The sequence below is a fragment of the Streptomyces sp. NPDC048604 genome, assembly GCF_043199435.1.
GTDB lineage: Bacteria > Actinomycetota > Actinomycetes > Streptomycetales > Streptomycetaceae > Streptomyces.
Genome location: NZ_JBICVX010000018.1, coordinates 62516 through 81874 on the forward strand (window position 1 = coordinate 62516; position 19359 = coordinate 81874).

Consider the following 19359-nt stretch of genomic DNA (forward strand, 5'->3'; position numbering starts at 1 on the left):
AGGAGTCCGATCCATGACGTCCACGGTGCCCAACGCCGTCCAGCACACCGACGGCCAGCCGCCGATCACCATGTTCGGTCCGGACTTCCCCTACGCGTACGACGACTTCCTCGCCCACCCGGCCGGCCTCGGCCAGATACCCGCGACCGAGTTCGGCACCGAGGTCGCCGTCATCGGTGGCGGTCTCTCCGGCATCATCTCGGCCTACGAGCTCATGAAGATGGGCCTCAAGCCCGTCGTCTACGAGGCCGACCAGATCGGCGGCCGCCTGCGCACCGTCGGCTTCGAGGGCGCCGAGACCGAGGGCCTCACCGCCGAGATGGGCGCCATGCGCTTCCCGCCCTCCTCCACGGCGCTGCAGCACTACATCGACCTTGTCGGCCTGGTCACCGAGCCCTTCCCGAACCCGCTCGCCGAGGCCACCCCCTCCACGGTCGTCGACCTCAAGGGTGAGAGCCACTACGCCGAGACCATCGCCGACCTCCCGCAGATCTACCGCGACGTCGCCGAGGCCTGGAACGCCTGCCTCGACGAGGGCGCCGACTTCTCCGACATGAACACCGCGATGCGCGAGCGGGACGTCCCGCGCATCCGCGAGATCTGGGCCAAGCTCGTCGAGAAGCTCGACGACGAGACCTTCTACGGCTTCCTGTGCAAGTCGGAGGCCTTCAAGTCCTTCCGCAAGCGCGAGATCTTCGGCCAGGTCGGCTTCGGCACCGGCGGCTGGGACACCGACTTCCCGAACTCCATCCTGGAGATCCTGCGCGTCGTCTACACCGAGGCCGACGACCACCACCGCGGCATCGTCGGCGGCTCCCAGCAGCTGCCGCTGCGCCTGTGGGAGCGCGAGCCCGAGAAGATCGTCCACTGGGCGCAGGGCACCTCGCTGTCCACCCTCCACGACGGCACGCCGCGCCCGGCCGTGACCCGTCTGCACCGCACCGCGGGCAACCGCATCACGGTCACCGACTCCTCCGGCGACATCCGCACCTACCGCGCCGCGATCTTCACGGCCCAGTCGTGGATGCTCCTGTCGAAGATCGAGTGCGACGACACCCTGTTCCCGATCGACCACTGGACGGCGATCGAGCGCACCCACTACATGGAGTCGTCGAAGCTGTTCGTCCCCGTCGACCGGCCGTTCTGGCTGGACAAGGACGAGGAGACCGGCCGCGACGTCATGTCGATGACGCTGACCGACCGCATGACCCGCGGCACCTACCTGCTGGACAACGGCCCCGACAAGCCGGCCGTCATCTGCCTGTCGTACACGTGGTGCGACGACAGCCTGAAGTGGCTGCCGCTGTCCGCGAACGAGCGGATGGAGGTCATGCTGAAGTCCCTCGGCGAGATCTACCCCAAGGTCGACATCCGCCGCCACATCATCGGCAACCCGGTCACCGTCTCCTGGGAGGACGAGCCCTACTTCATGGGCGCGTTCAAGGCCAACCTCCCCGGCCACTACCGCTACCAGCGCCGCCTGTATACGCACTTCATGCAGGACCGCCTCCCCGAGGACAAGCGCGGCATCTTCCTCGCGGGCGACGACATCTCCTGGACGGCCGGCTGGGCCGAGGGCGCGGTGCAGACCGCCCTGAACGCCGTCTGGGGCGTCATGCACCACCTCGGCGGGTCCACGGACTCCACCAACCCGGGCCCGGGCGACGTCTACGACGAGATCGCCCCGGTGGAACTCCCGGAGGACTGAGGCGCTACGCACGCGCCAGTGGGGTGAGCAGCATTCGCCCCACCAGGCCCACCGAGCGGTCGAGGCGTTCGGTGAACTCCTCGGCCAGGTCGGGCAGTCCGCGCAGCTGCCACAGGGAGCGGGCGGTGAGCCAGGCCCCCTCGCGGGCCCGCTCCAGACTCCAGCAGCCCAGCAGGTGCGTGAGCGGGTCCGCGACCTCCAGGAGGTCCGGGCCCGGCATCAGCTCCTCGCGGATCCGTTCCTCCAGGAGCACCAGAAGATCGCCGACCTGGTCGAACTCGTCCTCCAGCTCGCGCGGCGCGCAGTCGAGCGCCCGGCAGGCGTCCACCACGGCGAGGGCCAGATCGTGGCCGATATGGGCGTTGATCCCGGCCAGCGCGAACTGCAGCGGCCGCACCCCGGGATGCCGCCGGTAGTGGAACAGCGGCCGCCAGCACGCCGGCAGGGGCCTTCCGGCCGCGTACGCGTCGACGACCGTCAGATAGCGCTCGGCGAACCGTACGTCGAGGGTGGCGGCGGCCCGCCGGTCGGCGAACGCGCCCGCCGTGACGGCCCGGCCGATCTCCTCGGTGACCGTCAGATAGACCCGGTTGAACACCGCGACCCCGTCGGCCGGGTGCCAGGCCGACCGCAGGCCCCGCATCCGGTCCACCACGGGGTCGACCGAGGTCGTGCACTGCCCGATCCGTGCCATGGCGGCAGGGTCCCAGCCGCCGGGGCCGGGAGGGAACTCCCCGGCCCGGGGCTCACCGGAACGGGCGAACGACTCAGGCCTCGGCCGGTCCGGCCTCGTCGGTTCTCAGACCGCATGGCCAAGCCGTGGAATCGCGTTGAGCGTGTTCAGGGCGGCGCGGCGCAGTACGGGATTGCCCGCCACCGCCCCGCGAACCCTCGTCACCGCCTCCACTTGAGTGCGTCGGACAGTGGCAGGGATCGTACGCAGGTCCACCCATCCCTCCGAGCGGGGGAGTTCGGACGATTTCATCGCCTCCTTGTACGGTTCCCTGCCCTTGCCGAGATCGATGCGGTCGAGTCCTTCGGCTGCCGCGGACTCCGCCGCTTTGAGACGCACCAGTATGCCCGGTGAGAACTGGCCCACGTCCGGGTCGTACGCCGAGAACCAGATGTGCAGAACACGCAGGGACCGCAGCCCGAACAGCCAGGCGACGGGCCGCCCGCCCGCGTAGAGAACCGAGACCACGCCGGTGCAGGTCGCCCCCCGGGCGCGATGCAGTTCCCGCACCAACGCCGTCGCTCTCGGCTGGTTGAACAGGTCCACCTGCTCCTTCGCCCGGTAGTGGGCGGACTTGTGGCGCATGAGTGCGTCGAGCGATTCCGGGTCGGTGTCGTGAAATGCGAACCGCACCTCTCCCACCCTCCTGGCCAGCAGTCGCTCGTCCTGCCGCAGGTGTTTGGCCCGTCTGGTCGACCTGGCGCGGAGCGCGGCGACATAGGCGTCGTACCCCTGCCGGAGGTCGATGACCGGAGATCCGGCACGATCCACGACCTCGGTTTCGAACGGTGTCTGGTCTTCGGCGAGATGGTCGTATCGCCACAGGCGGAGCCCGCAGGAACGCAGGAGTTCCATGGGGTCCCAATCGAGCTCCGGCACGTGGATCAGCCCCTGGCAGTCACACATACCGCTGCCGATCGGCAGGCCGAGTCCGAAGCGATGCCGTTCGAACGGGAAGAATCCCAGCAGTCGCTGTCCGTCGGAGAGGACCGCCACGCGGGCGCCGGGGCGCTGGTGGCCCACGGCCTGGGTGAATTCCGGCGACAGGAAGGGGCTGTCCAATGCCGGGGTCGCCTCCTGCATGGCTCGCCACGCGGTGAGTTCGGCTTCTCCGAGTTCGTCCGGAGTGATCACGGTGACATTCATGTCCCGGCTCCTCAGTTCAAGCGATCGATGACGGCTCCGTACTCCTGGAGTGATGAGCCGGGAGTGCCGTCGTAGAGGTTCTTGTCGAAAGCCCACATGAGATCTTTGAGTCCGCAGGACGTCATCTGCCGGGCGGCGTCGTCCATGACGCCGTCATAGTAAGGACGTATCTGAGGTCCGGAGCTTTCTCCGCCGATATCGAATCCGTAGTATCGGGCGAGGTTCGCGATCCAGCGCACGGACGACCAGTCGCCGACGACAGCGTTCGACGGGTCGAGAATGTCCTGTTCCTCGTCGGACGGTGCGCAACCTTGGTTGCTCGGATCTCCCGAGCCGTCGACGAGCGATGTGGAGACGATCTCGATGTTCTCGCTGCCTCGGATATAGGAGAGGCTCTTGTAGTAGCTCACTCCGCGGCCCATCAGGTCGGGCAGTACCGTGCCGTCGAGGTAGCTGTTGACGGCACTTTCGTGTTCGCCCGGACGGACACCGGTGCCAGGGACCAGGATTTTCATCCTGCCCTGGTATCCGAGTGACGTGTACTGGCTGATCTGCCAGTTCACGGTTTGGGCGATGGCCTGGAGATACCAGTCGGACCATGCGGCCACGTCCGCCCGTTCGACGTTCCTCCCCTGGTACGTCCGGTCCCCCGGCTCCCATCCGGGCAGTGGGTTGGGAGGAATGTCCGGCGGCCTGCCCGAGTCGCCGGCCGTACTCTGCGCGTTCCCGTCGAACGCCCAGAAGGAATTGTTTCCTTCTTCGCCCGGATCCGCGGGTGGATAGGTGAACTCTCCCGTTTCACTCACACCGATCCGGACCGCCCAGAAGTTGTGGAGTCCGAGTTCGCTGTTGAATTTCTTGATGTACTCCTGGACCTCGCGCCTGACGGACTGGCTGAAGACCACGTTCGGCGCATCCGTGAAATGATCTCCGTACTGGTTGACGAAATCGGAGTCCGGATGCTCCCTGAGCCACCCGGGCGGGGAATGGAGCGTGATGCCGACTTCAATCTCCAGCCCCGCCTCTTCGAACTCTCTTATCGTGTCCCTGAGTCGGTCTATGTACGCCTGGTCGAACGCGTCGTCATGCGGTTCGAACCGATCCCAGCGCACTTCGAGGTGTGCGAGCCGAATCCCGATCTCGTATTCCCTCGGAGCCCGTTCATGGTCCGTGAGCAGGGTGCCGAAGTGGTACTCCTCCTTCTCGTCGGCCTGCAGCAGTGCCATTGATGCCAGCAGGGCCAGAATGACGGCCAGGGCACCGGCGAACCACCAGTGGCGCTGGGTAAGGCCGGCCGGATGCTTCATGGCGTCCTCGTCTGGCTGTCGGGAGAGACGGACGGATTCGGCGGGGGCATGCGGTAGAGAGCGAGGGTGTCGTAGGTCCGCCCCTTGAAGGAGAACACCAGGTCGCCGTCCGCGATCAGCCGCCGCGTCTCGCCAACCGTCAGGAAGGTGTATCCCTCCCTGACCTCCTTCCAGGGAACGACCACGTACCGAACCCCCGCCTCGGCCCGGGCCTGCGGTGTGACCCACTTGCCCACGCGGTAGAGATCCTGCAGACCGCTGGTTATCCCTTGCCCGGTCGAAGCGAAATAGGGCGTCCCGTCGACGACGGTGATCGAGCTCCCCGCCGGCAGACGAGTCTCCAGATAGGCCCTCAGCTTCGCGTAGCCGTCGTCGGGCTCCATCCTTCCCACGACGTAGGACGTGCCGGAGATTCCGAGCAGCACCACGAGAGTGGTCACGGCGAACCGGCGTACGACGCGCCCCGTGCGGCCGTTGCGGCGCCTCAGCACGAGCGGGACGGCCACCGTCACCGAGATCAGGCTGGTCACCAGCAGCAGGTAGAGGTAGTGCTCCTCGAGCGTTCCGAAGAGGACCGCGTAGGCGAGGGCGCAGACCCCCGACAGGTTCAGCAGCCCCATCAGGCGCTCGGCCGGATTGCCCCAGCGCAGGAGGATGACCAGCGCGATCAGGCAGGCCGTCAGCACGAGGTACGTGGCGGCGTAGGTCGGCGCTTCGTCCGCGAGCCGGGACACCACGGAAGGCGCCTCCGCCGAGTTGAAGCCGGTCTCCTGGACCAGCCCCAGCAGCCGTTGGACTCCCTGGCTCTTCACCTCCAGGAACCAGCTCAGCTCTCCGCCGATCGCCACGACGGCCACATAGACGGCATACGGCACGGCGCTCATTCCCACGACGCCGAGCAGCAGCCGGCGCGGCGGTCCCCAGCCCATCAGCATGGCCATGAGCACGGGCAGCACAGTGACGAACACCGCCCAGTCCTTGGTCAACACGGACATGCCGAAGAGAAGCCCCGCAGACACCGCCCGCAGCCGTGCCCTTGCCGGCAACGGACGCCAGAACAGCGGAAGCAGCACCGCGAACCCCGCGATCGCGGGCAGCATCATGGCGGTCTCCAGCAGCACCCGACCGTTCTGGCGAATACAGAAGGCGTCGACGGCGAAGAGAGCTCCGGCTGCCGCTGCCGCCTGCCACGATCGTGACGCCCTGGCCACCACAACCGTCAGCGCAGCGGCCGTGGCGGCGGCGAGCAGTGCGTTGAGGACCCGCATATCGTAGACCGACATGATGGCGTTGGGTTCAAACCCGAAGGCGTATTCCCATCCGGCCATGAGGTAGAAGAATGCGGGCGGGTGCAGGAAGAACGGGCTCCCACCTTCGTAGGGGTACCCGTGGACCACGGTGTTGTGGCCGATGTCCCGATAGAGCACCTCGTCGGTGAAGATATCCGCCGAGCTGCCGATGTTCACCAGTCGAAGCACCGCCGTGAGGACGAATACGGCGCCGGCGACCACCGCGACTGCCGGAACCCGACTGACGGTTCGCCGGATCGTCGATGCCGAAGCCGACGCGGTCCGTGAGGCCAGAGCCGTCATCGTGGGCCTCCTGGACACAGAGTCGATGCGGCTTTGCTGTCCAGCCCGCGCTGCCGGGCGGTCTCCACAAGGCAGGCCCGCGCCGCGCCCCGGATCAGGGCGTGGTGGGGCCGTCGAGGGGCGTCGTCCGAGGGTGCTGGAGGTGGATCGCCGCCGGCGTTGGCCTGATGGCCGCCGGAGGCGTCGTCACGCCGACCGCCCGCGCGGTGCGAGGAGGCGACGCGGGACCGCCGGCCGCGCCGGGCGCCGGACCGGCGATGGGCGGCGCGGCGCGGGGCGCGGGCCACCGGGGTCGGACGGTCGGAGGCCCGGCGGGCGGGGTGCGCTCCGTGCCGGGCGGGCGTCGTGGGGGAGGCGGGCCGGGACACCGTGGCAGGCCAGTCGGTCGCCCGCCGCAGGGGATGCGGTTCGTGGAGCGCCGTATGCCGACGAACCCGAACGGTGATCACGATGGGCCCTCTTTCGATGATTCGCGAGGTGCTGCGCCGCTGCCTCGCGTGCCCATTTTCCGAACGCCATTGAATTTCCAGGCTTGCACATCAGGGGCGGGGGATCAAGTGCTCTTCGGTCGGTACGGGACCAGGCGCAGCAGTGCGCTCCGCGGGCGCGATAGGGAGTCCGCAATGGGGCGGCCTGAAAATCCCTCGAAGTGAATTCCACCTCGGGAGGCGGGAAATGCTGATCAAGATCGCCCCCTCCAACTACCTGCTGGGATCCGGTACGGGCCCGGCCGTCGCGGGCCGTGGGGTGCTCCGGCCGCCCGGGCGGAGCACGCCGGCGCCCAGCACCAGGCCGACGGCGAGCAGCGTGACCAGTCCGAAGGACAACGTCAGCGAGGTCGCGTCGGCGATGCCGCCGATCGCCGAGGGGGCGATCAGGCCCGAGGTGTACGTGATGGTCGCGACGCCGGCGATGGCCTGGCTGGGGTTCGGGCCGCTGTGCCCCGCCGCCGCGAAGGCCAGCGGGACGACCACCGCGACGCCGAGCCCGATCAGTCCGAAACCGGCCATCGCGAGCGCCGCGTGCGGGGCGACGACCACCAGGACCCCGCCGAGCGTGGCCGCCGCGCCGCCGACCCGGACCGTGCGCACCGGCCCGAAGCGGTCCACCACCCGGTCGCCGACCAGTCGCGCCACCGTCATCGTGAGCGCGAAGGCGGTGGTGCAGGCGGCCGCGACGCCCGCCGACGAGCCGAGCTCGTCCTTCAGGTAGACCGCCGACCAGTCCAGGCTGGCGCCCTCCGCGAACACTCCGCAGAAGCCGATCGCCCCGATGACCAGCGCCGACCGCGGCGGCAGCGCGAAGCGCGCCGGCGGCTCCTCGTCGGGCGTGCTGCGCAGGTCCAGCACGCCCTGACAGAACGCCAGGCCGAGCACGGTGAGCACGGCCGCGGCGAGCAGATGGTGCGCCCGGGCGTCGACGCCGAGGTGGGCGGCGACGGTGCCGGCCGCCGAGCCGAGCAGGGCGCCCCCGCTCCACATGCCGTGCAGGCTCGACATGATCGACTTGCCGAGCCGGGTCTCGGTCTCGACGCCGAGCGCGTTCATCGCCACGTCGGACATGCCCGCGGTGGCCCCGTAGACGAAGAGCGCGGCGCACAGGCCGTACACGTTCGGGGCGAGCGAGGGCAGGATCAGCGCCGCCGTCCACAGCGCCAGCAGGCCGCGCAGCGCGGTGCGCGCGCCGAAGCGGTGGCTGATCGCGCCGGCGAGCGGCATCGCCACGGACGCGCCGAGCGCCGGGAAGGCGAGCGCCAGGCCCAGCTGCCCGGCGGAGACGCCGGCGTGTTCCTGGATCCACGGGATGCGGGTGGCGAAGCTGCCGGTCACCGCGCCGTGCACGCAGAAGACGGCGGCGACGGCGAAGCGGGCGCGCCGCAGCCGCTCGGCGCCGAAGACGGTCTCGGCCGTCATGGTTCCCTCCCTGTCCCCTCGGCCGGGTTGGCCGGCGCGTAAACTATCAGGAACCCTGCCTGATAAATAGAGTGGGCGCGGAACCGGCGTACGAAGGTCTGAGAACGAAGGTCTGAGAGGATCCCCGCATGGCCGCATCCCCGAGCACCGCCCGGGCCATCAACGACCGGCTCGCCCTGCGCCTGCTCCAGGACGAAGGCCCGTTGACGGCCACGCAACTGAAGACGCTGACCGGACTGTCCCGGCCCACCGTGGCCGACCTCGTCGAACGGCTCCAGGACTCCGGACTCGTCCGCGTCGTCGGCGAGTCCGGCGCGGAGCGCCGCGGCCCCAACGCCAAGCTGTACGGGCTCGTCGCCGACCGGGCCCACCTCGCCGCCCTCGACGTGCGCACCGACTCCGTCTCCGTCGTCGTCGCCGACCTGCTCGGCGCGACGCTCGCCGAGGCCTCCGTGCCCATCGGCGACGGCACCGCCGCCGAACCGCCCCCCGAGCCCGCCGTCGAAGAGGCCGTCGCCCTGCTGGAGCGCACCGCCCGGCAGGCCGGCGTGGCCCGGCTGCACAGCGTCGGCATCGGCGCGCCCGGACTCGTCGACCCGGCGACGGGCGAGCTCAACGACTCCTCCGGACTGCCCGCCTGGCACCGGCGCCTGGCGCCCGCCCTGCAGAGCCGGGTCCCCGCCACCGTCCTGATCGAGAACGAGACCAACCTCGCCGCCGTCGCCGAGCAGCGCGTCGGCGCCGCCCGGGACCGCGACACGTTCGTCCTGATCTGGCTCGGCCGGGGCGTCGGCGCCGCCGTGGTCCTGGCCGGCCGGCTGATCCGCGGCGCCTCAGGCGGCGCGGGCGAACTGGGCTTTCTGCCGGTGCCGGGCACCGCCGGGCTGCCCTCGGCCACCGACTGCGGCGGCGGCTTCCACGCGCTGGCCGGCGCGGCCGCGGTCGACGCGCTGGCGGTGCGGCACGGCCTCGACCCCCGTACGGCGCTGGCCTCGGGCGACGAGCGCTTCCTCGACGAGCTCGCCGAACGCCTCGCCGTCGGGGCGGCCGCGGTCGCCTCGGTGCTCGACCCCGGCTGCGTCGTCCTCGGCGGCGAGAACGGCCACGCCGGCGGCGCCGCGCTCGCGGCCCGCGTCGAGGACCGCCTGGCCCGGCTCTCCCCGCTGCGCACCGAGGTCCGGGCGACCGCCCTCGGCGACGGCGCCGTGCTCCGCGGCGCCCTGCTCGCCGCCCGCGACGCCGCGCAGGACGACCTGTTCGGGCCGGGCGCGCCCTGACCGTGGAAGCGGGGCCCCAGCTGCCCAAGCGGCTCCCTAGCCGCCGAAGCGGTGCGCGAGGAACTCCTCGAAGGTCACCCGCCCCAGCGCGCGGTCCGGTGCGAGCTGGTCGCCGTTCCGGAAGCCCCGGTACAGGCGGCCGGGCAGCGGGAGCTCGACCAGCCGGCGCTCCTTGCCCGCTGCCGTCAGATAGGCGTCGGCCAGGTCCGTGAGGCGGCGGATCTCCGGTCCGCCGAGGTCCTCGGCCCGGCCGACCGGGGGGCCGGTCGCCAGCTCGGCGAGCCGGGCGGCGGCCTCCGTCTTCTCCACCGGCTGGAAGGACACGTCCTTCGGCAGCAGCATGACCGGCGGCTTCGCCAGGCCCTCCAGGAGCTGCAGGATCAGGTCGTGGAACTGGGTGGCCCGCAGCACGGTCCAGCCGAGCCCGGACCGCTCGATCAGCCGCTCGATGACGTACTTCGCCTTCAGGTGGGCGTACGGCATGCGGTCCACGCCGACGATCGAGATGTACACCAGATGCGGCACGCCGGCCCGCCGCGCGGCCTCGAGCAGGTTGCCGGCCGCCCGCGCGTCGCCGCGCAGGATGTTGGTGCAGTGCACGACAGCGTCCACGCCGTCCACGGCGCTGTCCACGAGCGGCCCGCCCTCGCGCAGATCGACGGCGTAAGGCGGGCTGTGCCGGCTCAGCACGCGCACCTCGTGTCCGTCGCCGCGCAGCGCGTCGCAGACCGGCCGGCCGAGCGTGCCGGTGCCGCCGGTCACCAGGATCGTGCTCATGCCTTCAGCGTGAACGCCGTCGCCGCGGCCCGCACGTGCGGGCCGCGGCGACGGTGCGGTGCGGGGTCAGCAGGCGCCGAGGTCCTGCCAGACGCCCCATTCGCCGGTGGTGCCGGGCTCCTCGTTCTGCGTCCACCACTTGGCCTTCCAGGTGTGGCCCTTGTGGGAGACCTGGTTGTCCGCGTTGTAGACCTGCCCGGCCACGTACGCGGGCGCGGTGCAGGAGCCGCCCGGGTCGGTCGGCGTCGGCGTGGGCGTCGGGGTGGGCGTGGGGTCGGTCGGCGTCGGGGTGGGCGTCGAGCCCCCCGGCTCGACGACCGTGACACCGCGGGCCAGGTCACCGGCCAGCGCGTACGTGGTGCCGCCGATGTTCACCGTCCAGTTCGACGGGGTCGACACCGGCAGGTAGTAGTTGAACGCGAGGTCCACCGAGGCGCCCGGCGCGAGCGACTGCCAGGCCGGGAGCTTCAGCGACACGCGGTGGAAGTTGCCCTTCAGCCCGCCCACGTTGCTGCCGGTGTGGTCGCTGCTGATCACCTTGGTGCCGAAGCCGGACTGGTCGGAGGCGTTGCCCGGAGCGGCCGTCGCGTAGTCGAACTGGAACTCCGTGCCGCCGGGCAGAGCGGTGTTCGTGTTGTTCGTGATCTTCAGCTTGGGCGTGATCGGGTAGTTGGAGTCGCCGAGCTTGAACTCGCCGAACTCCACGCCCACGTTGACCGCCTGCGCCGGAAGCGCCTTGTCGGCCTTCTTCGCGCCGTACGGGGTGGCCGCCTTGAACTTGTCGTACATCAGCGAGGTGAGCGTGGAGCCCATCTCGTACTGACCCTTGGCCGCGTTCCAGGCGTAGTCGCCGGCCATCTCCCAGACCATGGTGCCGCCGATGCCGCGGTCCACCACGTAGTCGGCCTTGGCGGCCACGGACTGCTCGTCCTCGGTGGAGAGGAAGACCTTCTTCTCGGCGTTCCACAGCCACGGCGCGACCAGGGTGGAGTCGTACTTACGGGCGTAGGTGCCGGTCAGCGTCGTGTTCGCGGGGAAGCCGTACTGCGTGACGTAGTCGCCGACGATCCCCCTCTCCAGGTTCTTGGCGTGCCACATCGGGTTGGAACCGGCCGGCGACTCCTGCCCGTTGGTGTCCTTGTCGTGCCACAGGTTGTCGATCCCGACCGCGCCGTCGCCGCACTTGGTCAGACCGGCGCCGGCCGGACAGGTGGTCGCGGCGGCCTTGCCCCACAGGCCGTCGGTGCCGCCCTGCACGTTCTTGTGGCCGCGGGTGTAGTACGGCAGGCCGATGTTGATGCGGCCGGCCGGCATGGAGCCGCGGAAGTAGTGGTACGCCCAGTCGGTGTTGAGGTACCCGACACCGCCGTACTGGGAGGAGCCGTAGACGCCCGCGGCGGCCAGCTCGGCGTCCTTGCCGTCGTCGAAGAGCGAGGCGTTGGGGCCGACGTACTCGTTCCACGCGCCGTGCAGGTCGTAGGACATGATGTTGACGTAGTCCAGATACCTCTGCATCTGGAAGGTCTCCATGCCGCGCAGCAGATAGCCGGAGGAGGGCGCGGCGACGGTCAGCAGGTAGTGCTTGCCGTCGGCGGCGCCGGCCCGGTCCAGCTTCTCGCGCAGCGACTTCATCAGCGCGTCGTAGCCCTTGACCAGACCCGCGCGGCGGGCGTTGGCGAGCTGCCAGTCGAGCGGGTTGCCCGCGTCCTTCATCGTCGTCGGGTACTCGTAGTCGATGTCGACGCCGTTGAACCCGTACTTCTTGATGAAGGCGACGGCCGAGTCCGCGAAGGTGTCGATGCCGGCCTGGTTGACCGAGCCGTCGGGATGGGTGGCCATGGCATAAAAGCCCCCCGAATTCACTCTGGCGCCGTTGTCGTCGAAGTAGCCGCCGGTCTCCGCCCAGCCGCCGACCGAGATCAGCGTCTTCACGTCCGGGTGCTGCTTCTTGTACTTGGTGAGCAGGTTGAAGTGGCCCTTGTAGGGCAGCGCCGGGTCCATCTCGGCGCCGGCCACGCCGGGCCAGGTCATTCCGGTGGCGGCGTTGTTCGGTCCGTCCGTGCCGACCGACAGCTTGTTGTCGGAACCGATGTGCCCGAAGGCGTAGTTGATGTGGGTGATCTTGTCCCACGGGATGTTGTTGGCGAGATAGGCGGGCTCGCCGTTCTTGCCGGTGCGCCAGCCGGTGAAGTAGCCGATGACGCGGCGCTGGTGGTCGGCGCCCATCTTCTCGCGGCCCTCGGTGTCGTAGACCGAGCAGTAGGGGACGTCGACGCCCGGCGTCTTGTACAGCCCGTCGGGGCGACAGCTCTCGTTGTCGGCGGCGTACGAGACTCCGCCCGAGAGCGAGCTGAACAGCAGTCCGGCGGCGGCCACGCCGGACGCGGCGAGCAGAACTCTCCGCTTGGTGGGGGACGGCACGATCGGTTCCTCCCATGGAGGTCAAACACACAACGAACAAGGGGGTGGTGCGTGTTGGGCCCGTGGAGTGCGCACGCCGGCGGGCCGTACCCCGGAGGTGACACGGAGATTAAGAGGACTAGACCAGTCGGTCAATAGGTCTGGACCAAAGTCGCCGAGAAGTCCCGTTGTGAGCCACCCCACAGAACTCGTCTGCATGGCCGACGCCCGTCCGTGGCAGACTGGCCCTGTATCAGCAGCAGCGCACTCCGGGGTCGGTGTAATTCCGAACCGGCGGTATAGTCCGCGACCCGTCCGCAGCCAGCGGCCGGTTGACCAGGTGAAATTCCTGGACCGACGGTGAAAGTCCGGATGGGAGGCAGTGCGCGGCGGGCGATCGTCCTCGAAGGGCGTGCCGGCCGTACCCGCTGATCGCCGCCACCGGCGCACCCGGTGTCCGCGGCGGTCCGGCGTATCCGGCCTCGGCACCCCTGCGTGCGGCGTCGTTCCCGCTCTCTGTCGTCATCGACAGGCCCCGGAGTCCGTGCCCGAAGAGGCAGGAGGACCCGGTGGCAGACCAGGCCGACATCACCGCCATGCGGCGCGCCGTGGCGCTCGCCGCCCGCGGACTCGGCTCCACCAGCCCGAACCCCGTCGTCGGCTGCGTCGTCCACGACGCCTCCGGCCACCAGGTCGGCGAGGGCTGGCACCGGCGCGCCGGCGGCCCGCACGCCGAGGTCCACGCCCTGCGCGAGGCCGGCGCCCTCGCCCGCGGCGGCACCGCGTACGTCACCCTCGAACCCTGCAACCACACCGGCCGCACCGGCCCCTGCGCCCAGGCCCTGATCGACGCCGGGATCGCCCGTGTCGTGTACGCCGTCGGCGACCCGAACCCGCGGGCCACCGGCGGCGCCGACACACTGCGCGCGGCCGGCGTCCAGGTCGCGCAGGGACTGCTCGCCGACGAGGCCGAGACGGTCAACCTCGCCTGGCTGACCTCCGTCCGCCGCGGCCGCCCCTTCGTCCGCTGGAAGTACGCCGCCACCCTCGACGGCCGGATCGCCGCCGCCGACGGCACCTCCCGCTGGATCAGCTCCGCCGAGTCCCGCGCCGACGTCCACCGGCTGCGCGCCGAGGCCGACGCCGTCGTCGTCGGCTCCGGCACCGCCCGCGCCGACGATCCGCACCTGGCCGTGCGCGGGATCGAGGACGCCGTCCAGCCGCTGCGGGTCGTCGTCGACACCGAGGCCACCGCGGTCAAGCCCGGCGCCCGCGTCCTGGACGACGCCGCGCCCACCCTGATCGCCGTCGCCGAGGACGCCGCCACCGACCTGCCCCAGGCCGTACGCCTGCCCCGGGCCGAGCGCGGCCTGTCCGTGCCCGCCCTCCTGGACGCCCTGCACGAGCGAGGCGTCCGCTCCGTCCTCCTCGAAGGCGGCCCCACCCTCGCGGGCGCCTTCCTCGCCGCGGGCGCCGTCGACCAGGTCGTCGGCTACCTCGCCCCGGTCCTCCTCGGCGCGGGTCCCGCGGCCCTGAAGGACGCCGGAATCAGCACCATCGCCGACGCGTTCCGGCTCGACGTCACCGAGACCGTCCGCATCGGCCCCGATCTCCGCATCACCGCCACCATCAAGGAGCGCTGACCGTGTTCACCGGAATCGTCGAAGAACTGGGTGAGGTCACCGCCGTCGAGAAGCTGGACGACGCGTCCCGCTTCCGGCTGCGCGGCCCCGTCGTCACCGGTGACGCCAAGCACGGCGACTCCATCGCCGTGAACGGCGTCTGCCTCACGGTCGTCGAGTTCGGCGACGGCGAGTTCACCGCCGACGTCATGGCGGAGACGCTGAAGCGCTCCTCGCTCGGCGCGCTGGAGGTCGGCTCCAAGGTCAACCTGGAGCGGCCGATGGCCGTCGGCGACCGCCTCGGCGGGCACATCGTCCAGGGCCATGTGGACGGCACCGGCACGATCCTGGACCGGACCCCCTCCGAGAACTGGGAGATCGTCAAGGTCGCGCTGCCCGCGCACCTGTCCCGGTACGTCGTCGAGAAGGGCTCCATCACCGTCGACGGCGTCAGCCTCACCGTCGTCGAGGCCGCCGAGGACTGGTTCACCATCAGCCTCATCCCCACCACCCTCGCGCTGACCACGCTCGGCATCAAGCAGAGCGGTGACGCCGTGAACCTCGAGGTCGACGTCATCGCCAAGTACGTCGAGCGGCTGCTCGGCCCGAACGCCCGGGAGAACCTCCAGTGAACTGGCTCAACGCCGAGGCCTTCACCGTCCTGGGGCAGCCGATCAAGTGGTTCGACATGATCGGCAACACGATCGGACTGATCGCGCTCGCCCTCGGCTGGCGGCGCTCCGTCCTCACCTGGCCCGCCCAGCTCCTGTCCGGCCTGATCCTCGTCGGCGCGTACGCCTCCGCGCACCTGGCCGGCGGCGTCGGCAAGCAGATCCTGGTCATCGCCGTCGCGGCCTGGGGCTGGCACCAGTGGACCCGCGGCCGGCAGCAGGCCCAGGACGGCTCCATCGCCGTCCGCTTCGCCACCTGGAAGGAGCGCGGGCTGCTCCTCGGCGGCGCGGTCCTCGGCACCCTCGCCGTCGGCGGGCTGTTCACCCTGTACCCGTCGCTGTCCTGGAGCCCCTGGGCCGACGCGTACATCTTCGTCGGCACGCTGGTGGCCATGGTCGCCCAGGCCCGCGGCCTGGTCGAGTTCTGGTTCGCCTGGCTGCTCGTCGACCTGGTCGGCGTCCCGCTCGCCTTCAGCAGCGGCCTCGCCTTCTCCGGCCTGGTCTACGTGATCTACTTCGCCCTCGTCATCTGGGGCATGCGCGACTGGTGGCTCCGGACGCGCACGGCTCCGTCTTTGGAAGGAGCCCTCCTGTGAGCGACGCATGCGTGGCCGCCGGGCCGCAGACGACATCGATGGCCGCACCTCTGCGCCGCGCAGGCGGAGAAGCGAACGAAAGGGGTGCAGCATGACCGCGCTGCCCATCTGGGACACCACCGACCTCGCGCTCGACCCCGTGGAGCAGGCCATCCGCGACATCGCCGCCGGCCGGCCCGTCGTCGTGGTCGACGACGAGGACCGCGAGAACGAGGGAGACCTCGTCATCGCCGCCGAGAAGGCCACCCCCGAGATCGTCGCCTTCATGATGAGCGAGTGCCGCGGCCTGATCTGCGCGCCCATGGAGGCCGACGAACTCGACCGCCTGCAGCTGCCGCAGATGGTCGAGCACAACACCGAGTCCATGCGGACCGCGTTCACCGTCTCGGTCGACGCGAGCCCCGCGCACGGCGTCAGCACCGGCATCTCCGCCGCCGACCGCGCCACCACCCTCCAGATGCTGTCCAGCGGACAGTACGGGCCCGGCGACTTCGTCCGCCCCGGCCACATCTTCCCGCTGCGCGCCAAGGAGGGCGGCGTCCTCGCCCGCAACGGCCACACCGAGGCCGCGGTCGACCTGGCCCGGCTCGCCGGACTGCGCCCCGCCGGCGCGATCGTGGAGATCGCCGGCGAGGACGGCGTCATGCTGCGGCTGCCCGAGCTGGTCCCGTTCGCCCGCAAGCACGGCCTGACGATCATCTCCATCGAGGACCTGATCGCCTACCGCCGCTCCGCCGAGCCGACCGTCCGCCGCGAGGCCGAGGTCGCCCTGCCCACCGCACACGGCGACTTCACCGCGTACGGCTATCGCTCCACCGTCGACGGCGTCGAGCACATCGCCCTCGTCCACGGCGACCTCGGCGAGGGCGAGGACATCCTGGTCCGGGTCCACTCCGAGTGCCTGACCGGCGACATCTTCCACTCGCTGCGCTGCGACTGCGGCCCGCAGCTGGAGGCCTCCATGGAGCGGATCACCGAGGCCGGCCGCGGCGTCGTGGTCTACCTGCGCGGCCACGAGGGCCGGGGCATCGGACTGCTCTCCAAGCTCCGCGCGTACGAGCTGCAGGAGCGCGGCCGCGACACCCTCGACGCCAACCTCGAGCTCGGCCTGCCCGCCGACGCCCGCGACTATGCGGCCGGCGCGCAGATCCTCGCCGACCTCGGCGTCCGCAGCCTCCGGCTGATGACCAACAACCCCGAGAAGACCGCCGCCCTCGCCCGGTACGGACTGGACGTCCGGGGCCGCGAGCCCATGCCGGTCCAGGCGGGCGAGCACAACCTGCGCTACCTCACCACCAAGCGGGACCGCATGGGACACGACCTGCCCTGGCTGGACGGCGCCTCCGCCACCACCTGCGGCAACCAGTAACTTCCGGACACACCACCGAACGCACGACCGTACGCACGACCGGCAAGGAGAAACATGAGCGGCAAGGGCGCACCCGTCCTCAGCGTGAAGAACTGCGGCGACCTCCGGGTCGCGGTCATCGCTGCCCAGTGGCACGAGAAGATCATGGACGGTCTCGTCGACGGCGCCCTGCGCGCCCTGTCCGAGCTCGGCATCGACGAGCCGACCCTGCTGCGCGTCCCCGGCAGCTTCGAACTCCCCGTCGTGGCGAAGGTGCTCGCCGGCCGCGGCTACGATGCCATCGTCGCGCTCGGCGTCGTCATCCGCGGCGGAACCCCGCACTTCGAGTACGTGTGCCAGGGCGTCACCCACGGCCTCACCCAGGTCTCGATCGACACCGGCGTACCCGTCGGCTTCGGCGTCCTGACCGTGGACAACGAGGAGCAGGCCCTGGACCGGGCCGGCCTCGAGGGATCCTCCGAGGACAAGGGCCACGAAGCGGTCACCGCCGCCGTCGCCACCGCCACCACACTGCGCACCGTGAGCGAACCCTGGCGCTGAGCAGGGCATCCCCACCCCGTACTCTTAGGACATCATGGCGAACGAAACCCGTAAAAGCTTCGAAGAGCTCTTCGCCGAGCTGAAGCTCAAGGCCGAGACCGGCGACCCCGCCACCTCCCGCACCGCGGAACTCGTGGACAAGGGCGTCCATGCGATCGGCAAGAAGGTCGTCGAGGAGGCCGCCGAGGTCTGGATGGCCGCCGAGTACGAGGGCAAGGAAGCCGCCGCCGAGGAGATCTCGCAGCTGCTGTACCACGTCCAGGTGATGATGGTCGCCCGCGGGATCTCCCTCGACGACGTCTACGCCCACCTCTGAGCACGTCCCCGAATCGAAACCCCCACCCGAGGCAAAGGAAGCCCACCCCATGCTGCGCATCGCCGTCCCCAACAAGGGTTCTCTCTCCGGACCTGCGATGGAGATGCTCCATGAGGCGGGCTACCGGCAGCGCAAGGAGTCCAAGGAACTCGTCACGGTCGACCCCGAGAACGAGGTCGAGTTCTTCTACCTGCGCCCCAAGGACATCGCGATCTACGTGGCGTCCGGCCGCCTCGACATCGGCATCACCGGCCGCGACCTGCTGCTCGACTCCGGCGCCAACGCCGAGGAGATCCTGCCGCTGAACTTCGGCCGGTCCACCTTCCGCTACGCCACCAAGCCCGGCACCGCCGAGGGTCCGCAGGACTTCGCCGGGATGACGATCGCCACCTCGTACGAGGGCATCGTCGCCAAGCACCTCGCCGACCAGGGCATCGACGCCTCCGTCGTGCACCTCGACGGGGCCGTCGAGACCGCGATCCAGCTCGGCGTCGCCGAGATCATCGCCGACGTCGTCGAGACCGGCACCTCGCTGCGCAACGCCGGCCTGACGGTCATCGGCGAGCCGATCCTGAAGTCCGAAGCGATCGTGGTCCGGCGCACCGGCGCGCCCTCCGACGACGCGAAGGTGCAGCAGTTCCTGCGCCGCCTCCAGGGCGTCCTCGTCGCCCGCAGCTACGTGATGATGGACTACGACTGCCGCGCCGAGCACCTGGAGCGCGCCGTCGCCCTCACCCCCGGCCTGGAGTCGCCGACGATCTCGCCGCTCCACAACGAGGGCTGGGTCGCCGTCCGCGCCATGGTCCCCGCCCGGGACGCGCAGCAGATCATGGACGACCTGTACGAACTGGGCGCCCGCGCCATCCTCACCACGGCCATCCACGCCTGCCGCCTCTGAACGGCCCGCCGGCGCCATCGAAGGAACTCCCGCGCATGCCCGACACCCCCGCCCTGCCGGTCGTCTTCCGGCCGCAGCGCACCCGGTTCGTCCTGCTCACGCTGGGCACGGTGATGTTCGTCGTCATCACCGCCGTCACGCTGATGCTGGAGCGGCTCAGCCCGGCGGAGCGGGTCAGTTTCGTCTTCACCGCGGCCCTGTTCCTCGGGATCCTGACGCTGCTCAGCCGTCCCAAGGTCGTGGCCGACGACGAGGGCGTCACGGTCGTCAACCTCACCCGCACCCGCCGGCTGGCCTGGGCGGAGATCCTCCGGGTCAACCTCAGGCCCGGCGACCCCTGGGTGTTCCTCGACCTGAGCGACGGCACCAGCCTGCCCGCCCTCGGCATCCAGCCGGGGATCGCCAAGGAGCAGGCCATCCGCGACGCCCGCGCCCTGCGGGCCCTCGCGGACGCCCGAGGCACCGGCCCCGACACCGCCTGACCGCGGGACGGG

At 70.5% G+C, this 19359-nt stretch carries 17 protein-coding genes and 1 riboswitch; of the genes, 10 read left to right on the forward strand and 7 right to left on the reverse strand.

Features of this window, described 5'->3' with window-relative positions; genetic code table 11:
• Positions 1 to 13: 13 nt before the first annotated feature.
• Positions 14 to 1708, forward strand: a complete 1695-nt coding sequence (locus ACGFMM_RS30265) for a flavin monoamine oxidase family protein (RefSeq protein ID WP_393649658.1) — start codon at positions 14 to 16, stop codon at positions 1706 to 1708.
• Positions 1709 to 1712: 4 nt separating this feature from the next.
• Here the strand turns inward: ACGFMM_RS30265 and ACGFMM_RS30270 are convergent, their stop codons facing one another.
• From ACGFMM_RS30270 to ACGFMM_RS30290, 5 genes are all read right to left on the reverse strand, one after another.
• Entirely contained in the window at positions 1713 to 2402 is a 690-nt protein-coding gene (locus ACGFMM_RS30270; RefSeq protein ID WP_393649659.1) for a DUF5995 family protein, read from the reverse strand.
• Between the two features lie 105 nt (positions 2403 to 2507).
• Positions 2508 to 3587: a GNAT family N-acetyltransferase gene (locus ACGFMM_RS30275; protein ID WP_393649660.1), complete on the reverse strand. Its 1080-nt coding sequence runs from the start codon at positions 3585 to 3587 to the stop codon at positions 2508 to 2510.
• Positions 3588 to 3598: 11 nt separating this feature from the next.
• Entirely contained in the window at positions 3599 to 4894 is a 1296-nt protein-coding gene (locus tag ACGFMM_RS30280) for a beta-galactosidase (protein WP_393649661.1), read from the reverse strand.
• On the reverse strand, positions 4891 to 6486 hold the full coding sequence (locus ACGFMM_RS30285; protein ID WP_393649662.1) for a phospholipid carrier-dependent glycosyltransferase: 1596 nt from the start codon (positions 6484 to 6486) through the stop codon (positions 4891 to 4893). Before ACGFMM_RS30285 ends, ACGFMM_RS30280 begins: the two co-directional genes overlap by 4 nt.
• Before the next feature lie 701 nt (positions 6487 to 7187).
• Positions 7188 to 8399, reverse strand: a complete 1212-nt coding sequence (locus ACGFMM_RS30290) for an MFS transporter (protein WP_393649663.1) — start codon at positions 8397 to 8399, stop codon at positions 7188 to 7190.
• A gap of 128 nt (positions 8400 to 8527) precedes the next feature.
• On the opposite strand from ACGFMM_RS30290, the gene ACGFMM_RS30295 reads away from it, so the two are divergent.
• Positions 8528 to 9676, forward strand: coding sequence for an ROK family transcriptional regulator (locus ACGFMM_RS30295; protein ID WP_393649664.1), 1149 nt, complete (start codon positions 8528 to 8530; stop codon positions 9674 to 9676).
• 36 nt (positions 9677 to 9712) lie between these two features.
• On the opposite strand, the gene ACGFMM_RS30300 is transcribed toward ACGFMM_RS30295, so the two are convergent.
• A complete protein-coding gene (locus tag ACGFMM_RS30300) occupies positions 9713 to 10453 on the reverse strand; it encodes an SDR family oxidoreductase (protein WP_393649665.1) in 741 nt (246 codons plus the stop codon).
• 66 nt (positions 10454 to 10519) lie between these two features.
• A complete protein-coding gene (locus ACGFMM_RS30305; protein WP_393649666.1) occupies positions 10520 to 12874 on the reverse strand; it encodes a chitinase C-terminal domain-containing protein in 2355 nt (784 codons plus the stop codon).
• 239 nt (positions 12875 to 13113) lie between these two features.
• A riboswitch (FMN riboswitch) is annotated at positions 13114 to 13243 on the forward strand.
• 179 nt (positions 13244 to 13422) lie between these two features.
• On the opposite strand from ACGFMM_RS30305, the gene ribD reads away from it, so the two are divergent.
• From ribD to ACGFMM_RS30345, 8 genes are all read left to right on the forward strand, one after another.
• A complete protein-coding gene (gene ribD, locus ACGFMM_RS30310; protein WP_393649667.1) occupies positions 13423 to 14496 on the forward strand; it encodes a bifunctional diaminohydroxyphosphoribosylaminopyrimidine deaminase/5-amino-6-(5-phosphoribosylamino)uracil reductase RibD in 1074 nt (357 codons plus the stop codon).
• A gap of 2 nt (positions 14497 to 14498) precedes the next feature.
• Positions 14499 to 15107, forward strand: a complete 609-nt coding sequence (locus tag ACGFMM_RS30315; protein WP_393649668.1) for a riboflavin synthase — start codon at positions 14499 to 14501, stop codon at positions 15105 to 15107.
• A 56-nt stretch (positions 15108 to 15163) separates the two neighbouring features.
• The gene (locus ACGFMM_RS30320; protein WP_393649725.1) at positions 15164 to 15742 is read left to right on the forward strand and encodes a nicotinamide riboside transporter PnuC; all 579 of its coding nucleotides are present in this window, start codon (positions 15164 to 15166) and stop codon (positions 15740 to 15742) included.
• 91 nt (positions 15743 to 15833) lie between these two features.
• Positions 15834 to 17111 carry a bifunctional 3,4-dihydroxy-2-butanone-4-phosphate synthase/GTP cyclohydrolase II gene (locus ACGFMM_RS30325; protein ID WP_393649669.1) on the forward strand — a complete coding sequence of 426 codons (1278 nt, stop codon included), beginning with the start codon at positions 15834 to 15836 and terminating at the stop codon, positions 17109 to 17111.
• A 54-nt stretch (positions 17112 to 17165) separates the two neighbouring features.
• Positions 17166 to 17651 (forward strand): 6,7-dimethyl-8-ribityllumazine synthase, encoded by a 486-nt coding sequence (ribH, locus tag ACGFMM_RS30330; protein ID WP_024760819.1) that lies wholly within the window; start codon positions 17166 to 17168, stop codon positions 17649 to 17651.
• A 34-nt stretch (positions 17652 to 17685) separates the two neighbouring features.
• Positions 17686 to 17967, forward strand: a complete 282-nt coding sequence (locus ACGFMM_RS30335) for a phosphoribosyl-ATP diphosphatase (RefSeq protein WP_309049467.1) — start codon at positions 17686 to 17688, stop codon at positions 17965 to 17967.
• A gap of 49 nt (positions 17968 to 18016) precedes the next feature.
• Entirely contained in the window at positions 18017 to 18865 is an 849-nt protein-coding gene (gene hisG / locus ACGFMM_RS30340) for an ATP phosphoribosyltransferase (protein WP_393649670.1), read from the forward strand.
• Between the two features lie 35 nt (positions 18866 to 18900).
• On the forward strand, positions 18901 to 19347 hold the full coding sequence (locus ACGFMM_RS30345; protein WP_393649671.1) for a PH domain-containing protein: 447 nt from the start codon (positions 18901 to 18903) through the stop codon (positions 19345 to 19347).
• Positions 19348 to 19359: the final 12 nt, after the last annotated feature.

Bases quoted from the DNA above. Each gene is read 5' to 3' on its own strand.
- ACGFMM_RS30290 (WP_393649663.1), bottom strand. From the start codon at position 8,399: ATGACGGCCGAGACCGTCTTCGGCGCCGAGCGGCTGCGGCGCGCCCGC.
- ACGFMM_RS30300 (WP_393649665.1), bottom strand. From the start codon at position 10,453: ATGAGCACGATCCTGGTGACCGGCGGCACCGGCACGCTCGGCCGGCCG.
- ACGFMM_RS30320 (WP_393649725.1), top strand. From the start codon at position 15,164: ATGATCGGCAACACGATCGGACTGATCGCGCTCGCCCTCGGCTGGCGG.
- ACGFMM_RS30270 (WP_393649659.1), bottom strand. From the start codon at position 2,402: ATGGCACGGATCGGGCAGTGCACGACCTCGGTCGACCCCGTGGTGGAC.
- hisG (WP_393649670.1), top strand. From the start codon at position 18,017: ATGCTGCGCATCGCCGTCCCCAACAAGGGTTCTCTCTCCGGACCTGCG.
- ribH (WP_024760819.1), top strand. From the start codon at position 17,166: ATGAGCGGCAAGGGCGCACCCGTCCTCAGCGTGAAGAACTGCGGCGAC.
- ACGFMM_RS30325 (WP_393649669.1), top strand. From the start codon at position 15,834: ATGACCGCGCTGCCCATCTGGGACACCACCGACCTCGCGCTCGACCCC.
- ACGFMM_RS30345 (WP_393649671.1), top strand. From the start codon at position 18,901: ATGCCCGACACCCCCGCCCTGCCGGTCGTCTTCCGGCCGCAGCGCACC.
- ACGFMM_RS30265 (WP_393649658.1), top strand. From the start codon at position 14: ATGACGTCCACGGTGCCCAACGCCGTCCAGCACACCGACGGCCAGCCG.
- ACGFMM_RS30280 (WP_393649661.1), bottom strand. From the start codon at position 4,894: ATGAAGCATCCGGCCGGCCTTACCCAGCGCCACTGGTGGTTCGCCGGT.
- ACGFMM_RS30285 (WP_393649662.1), bottom strand. From the start codon at position 6,486: ATGACGGCTCTGGCCTCACGGACCGCGTCGGCTTCGGCATCGACGATC.
- ACGFMM_RS30275 (WP_393649660.1), bottom strand. From the start codon at position 3,587: ATGAATGTCACCGTGATCACTCCGGACGAACTCGGAGAAGCCGAACTC.
- ACGFMM_RS30295 (WP_393649664.1), top strand. From the start codon at position 8,528: ATGGCCGCATCCCCGAGCACCGCCCGGGCCATCAACGACCGGCTCGCC.
- ACGFMM_RS30335 (WP_309049467.1), top strand. From the start codon at position 17,686: ATGGCGAACGAAACCCGTAAAAGCTTCGAAGAGCTCTTCGCCGAGCTG.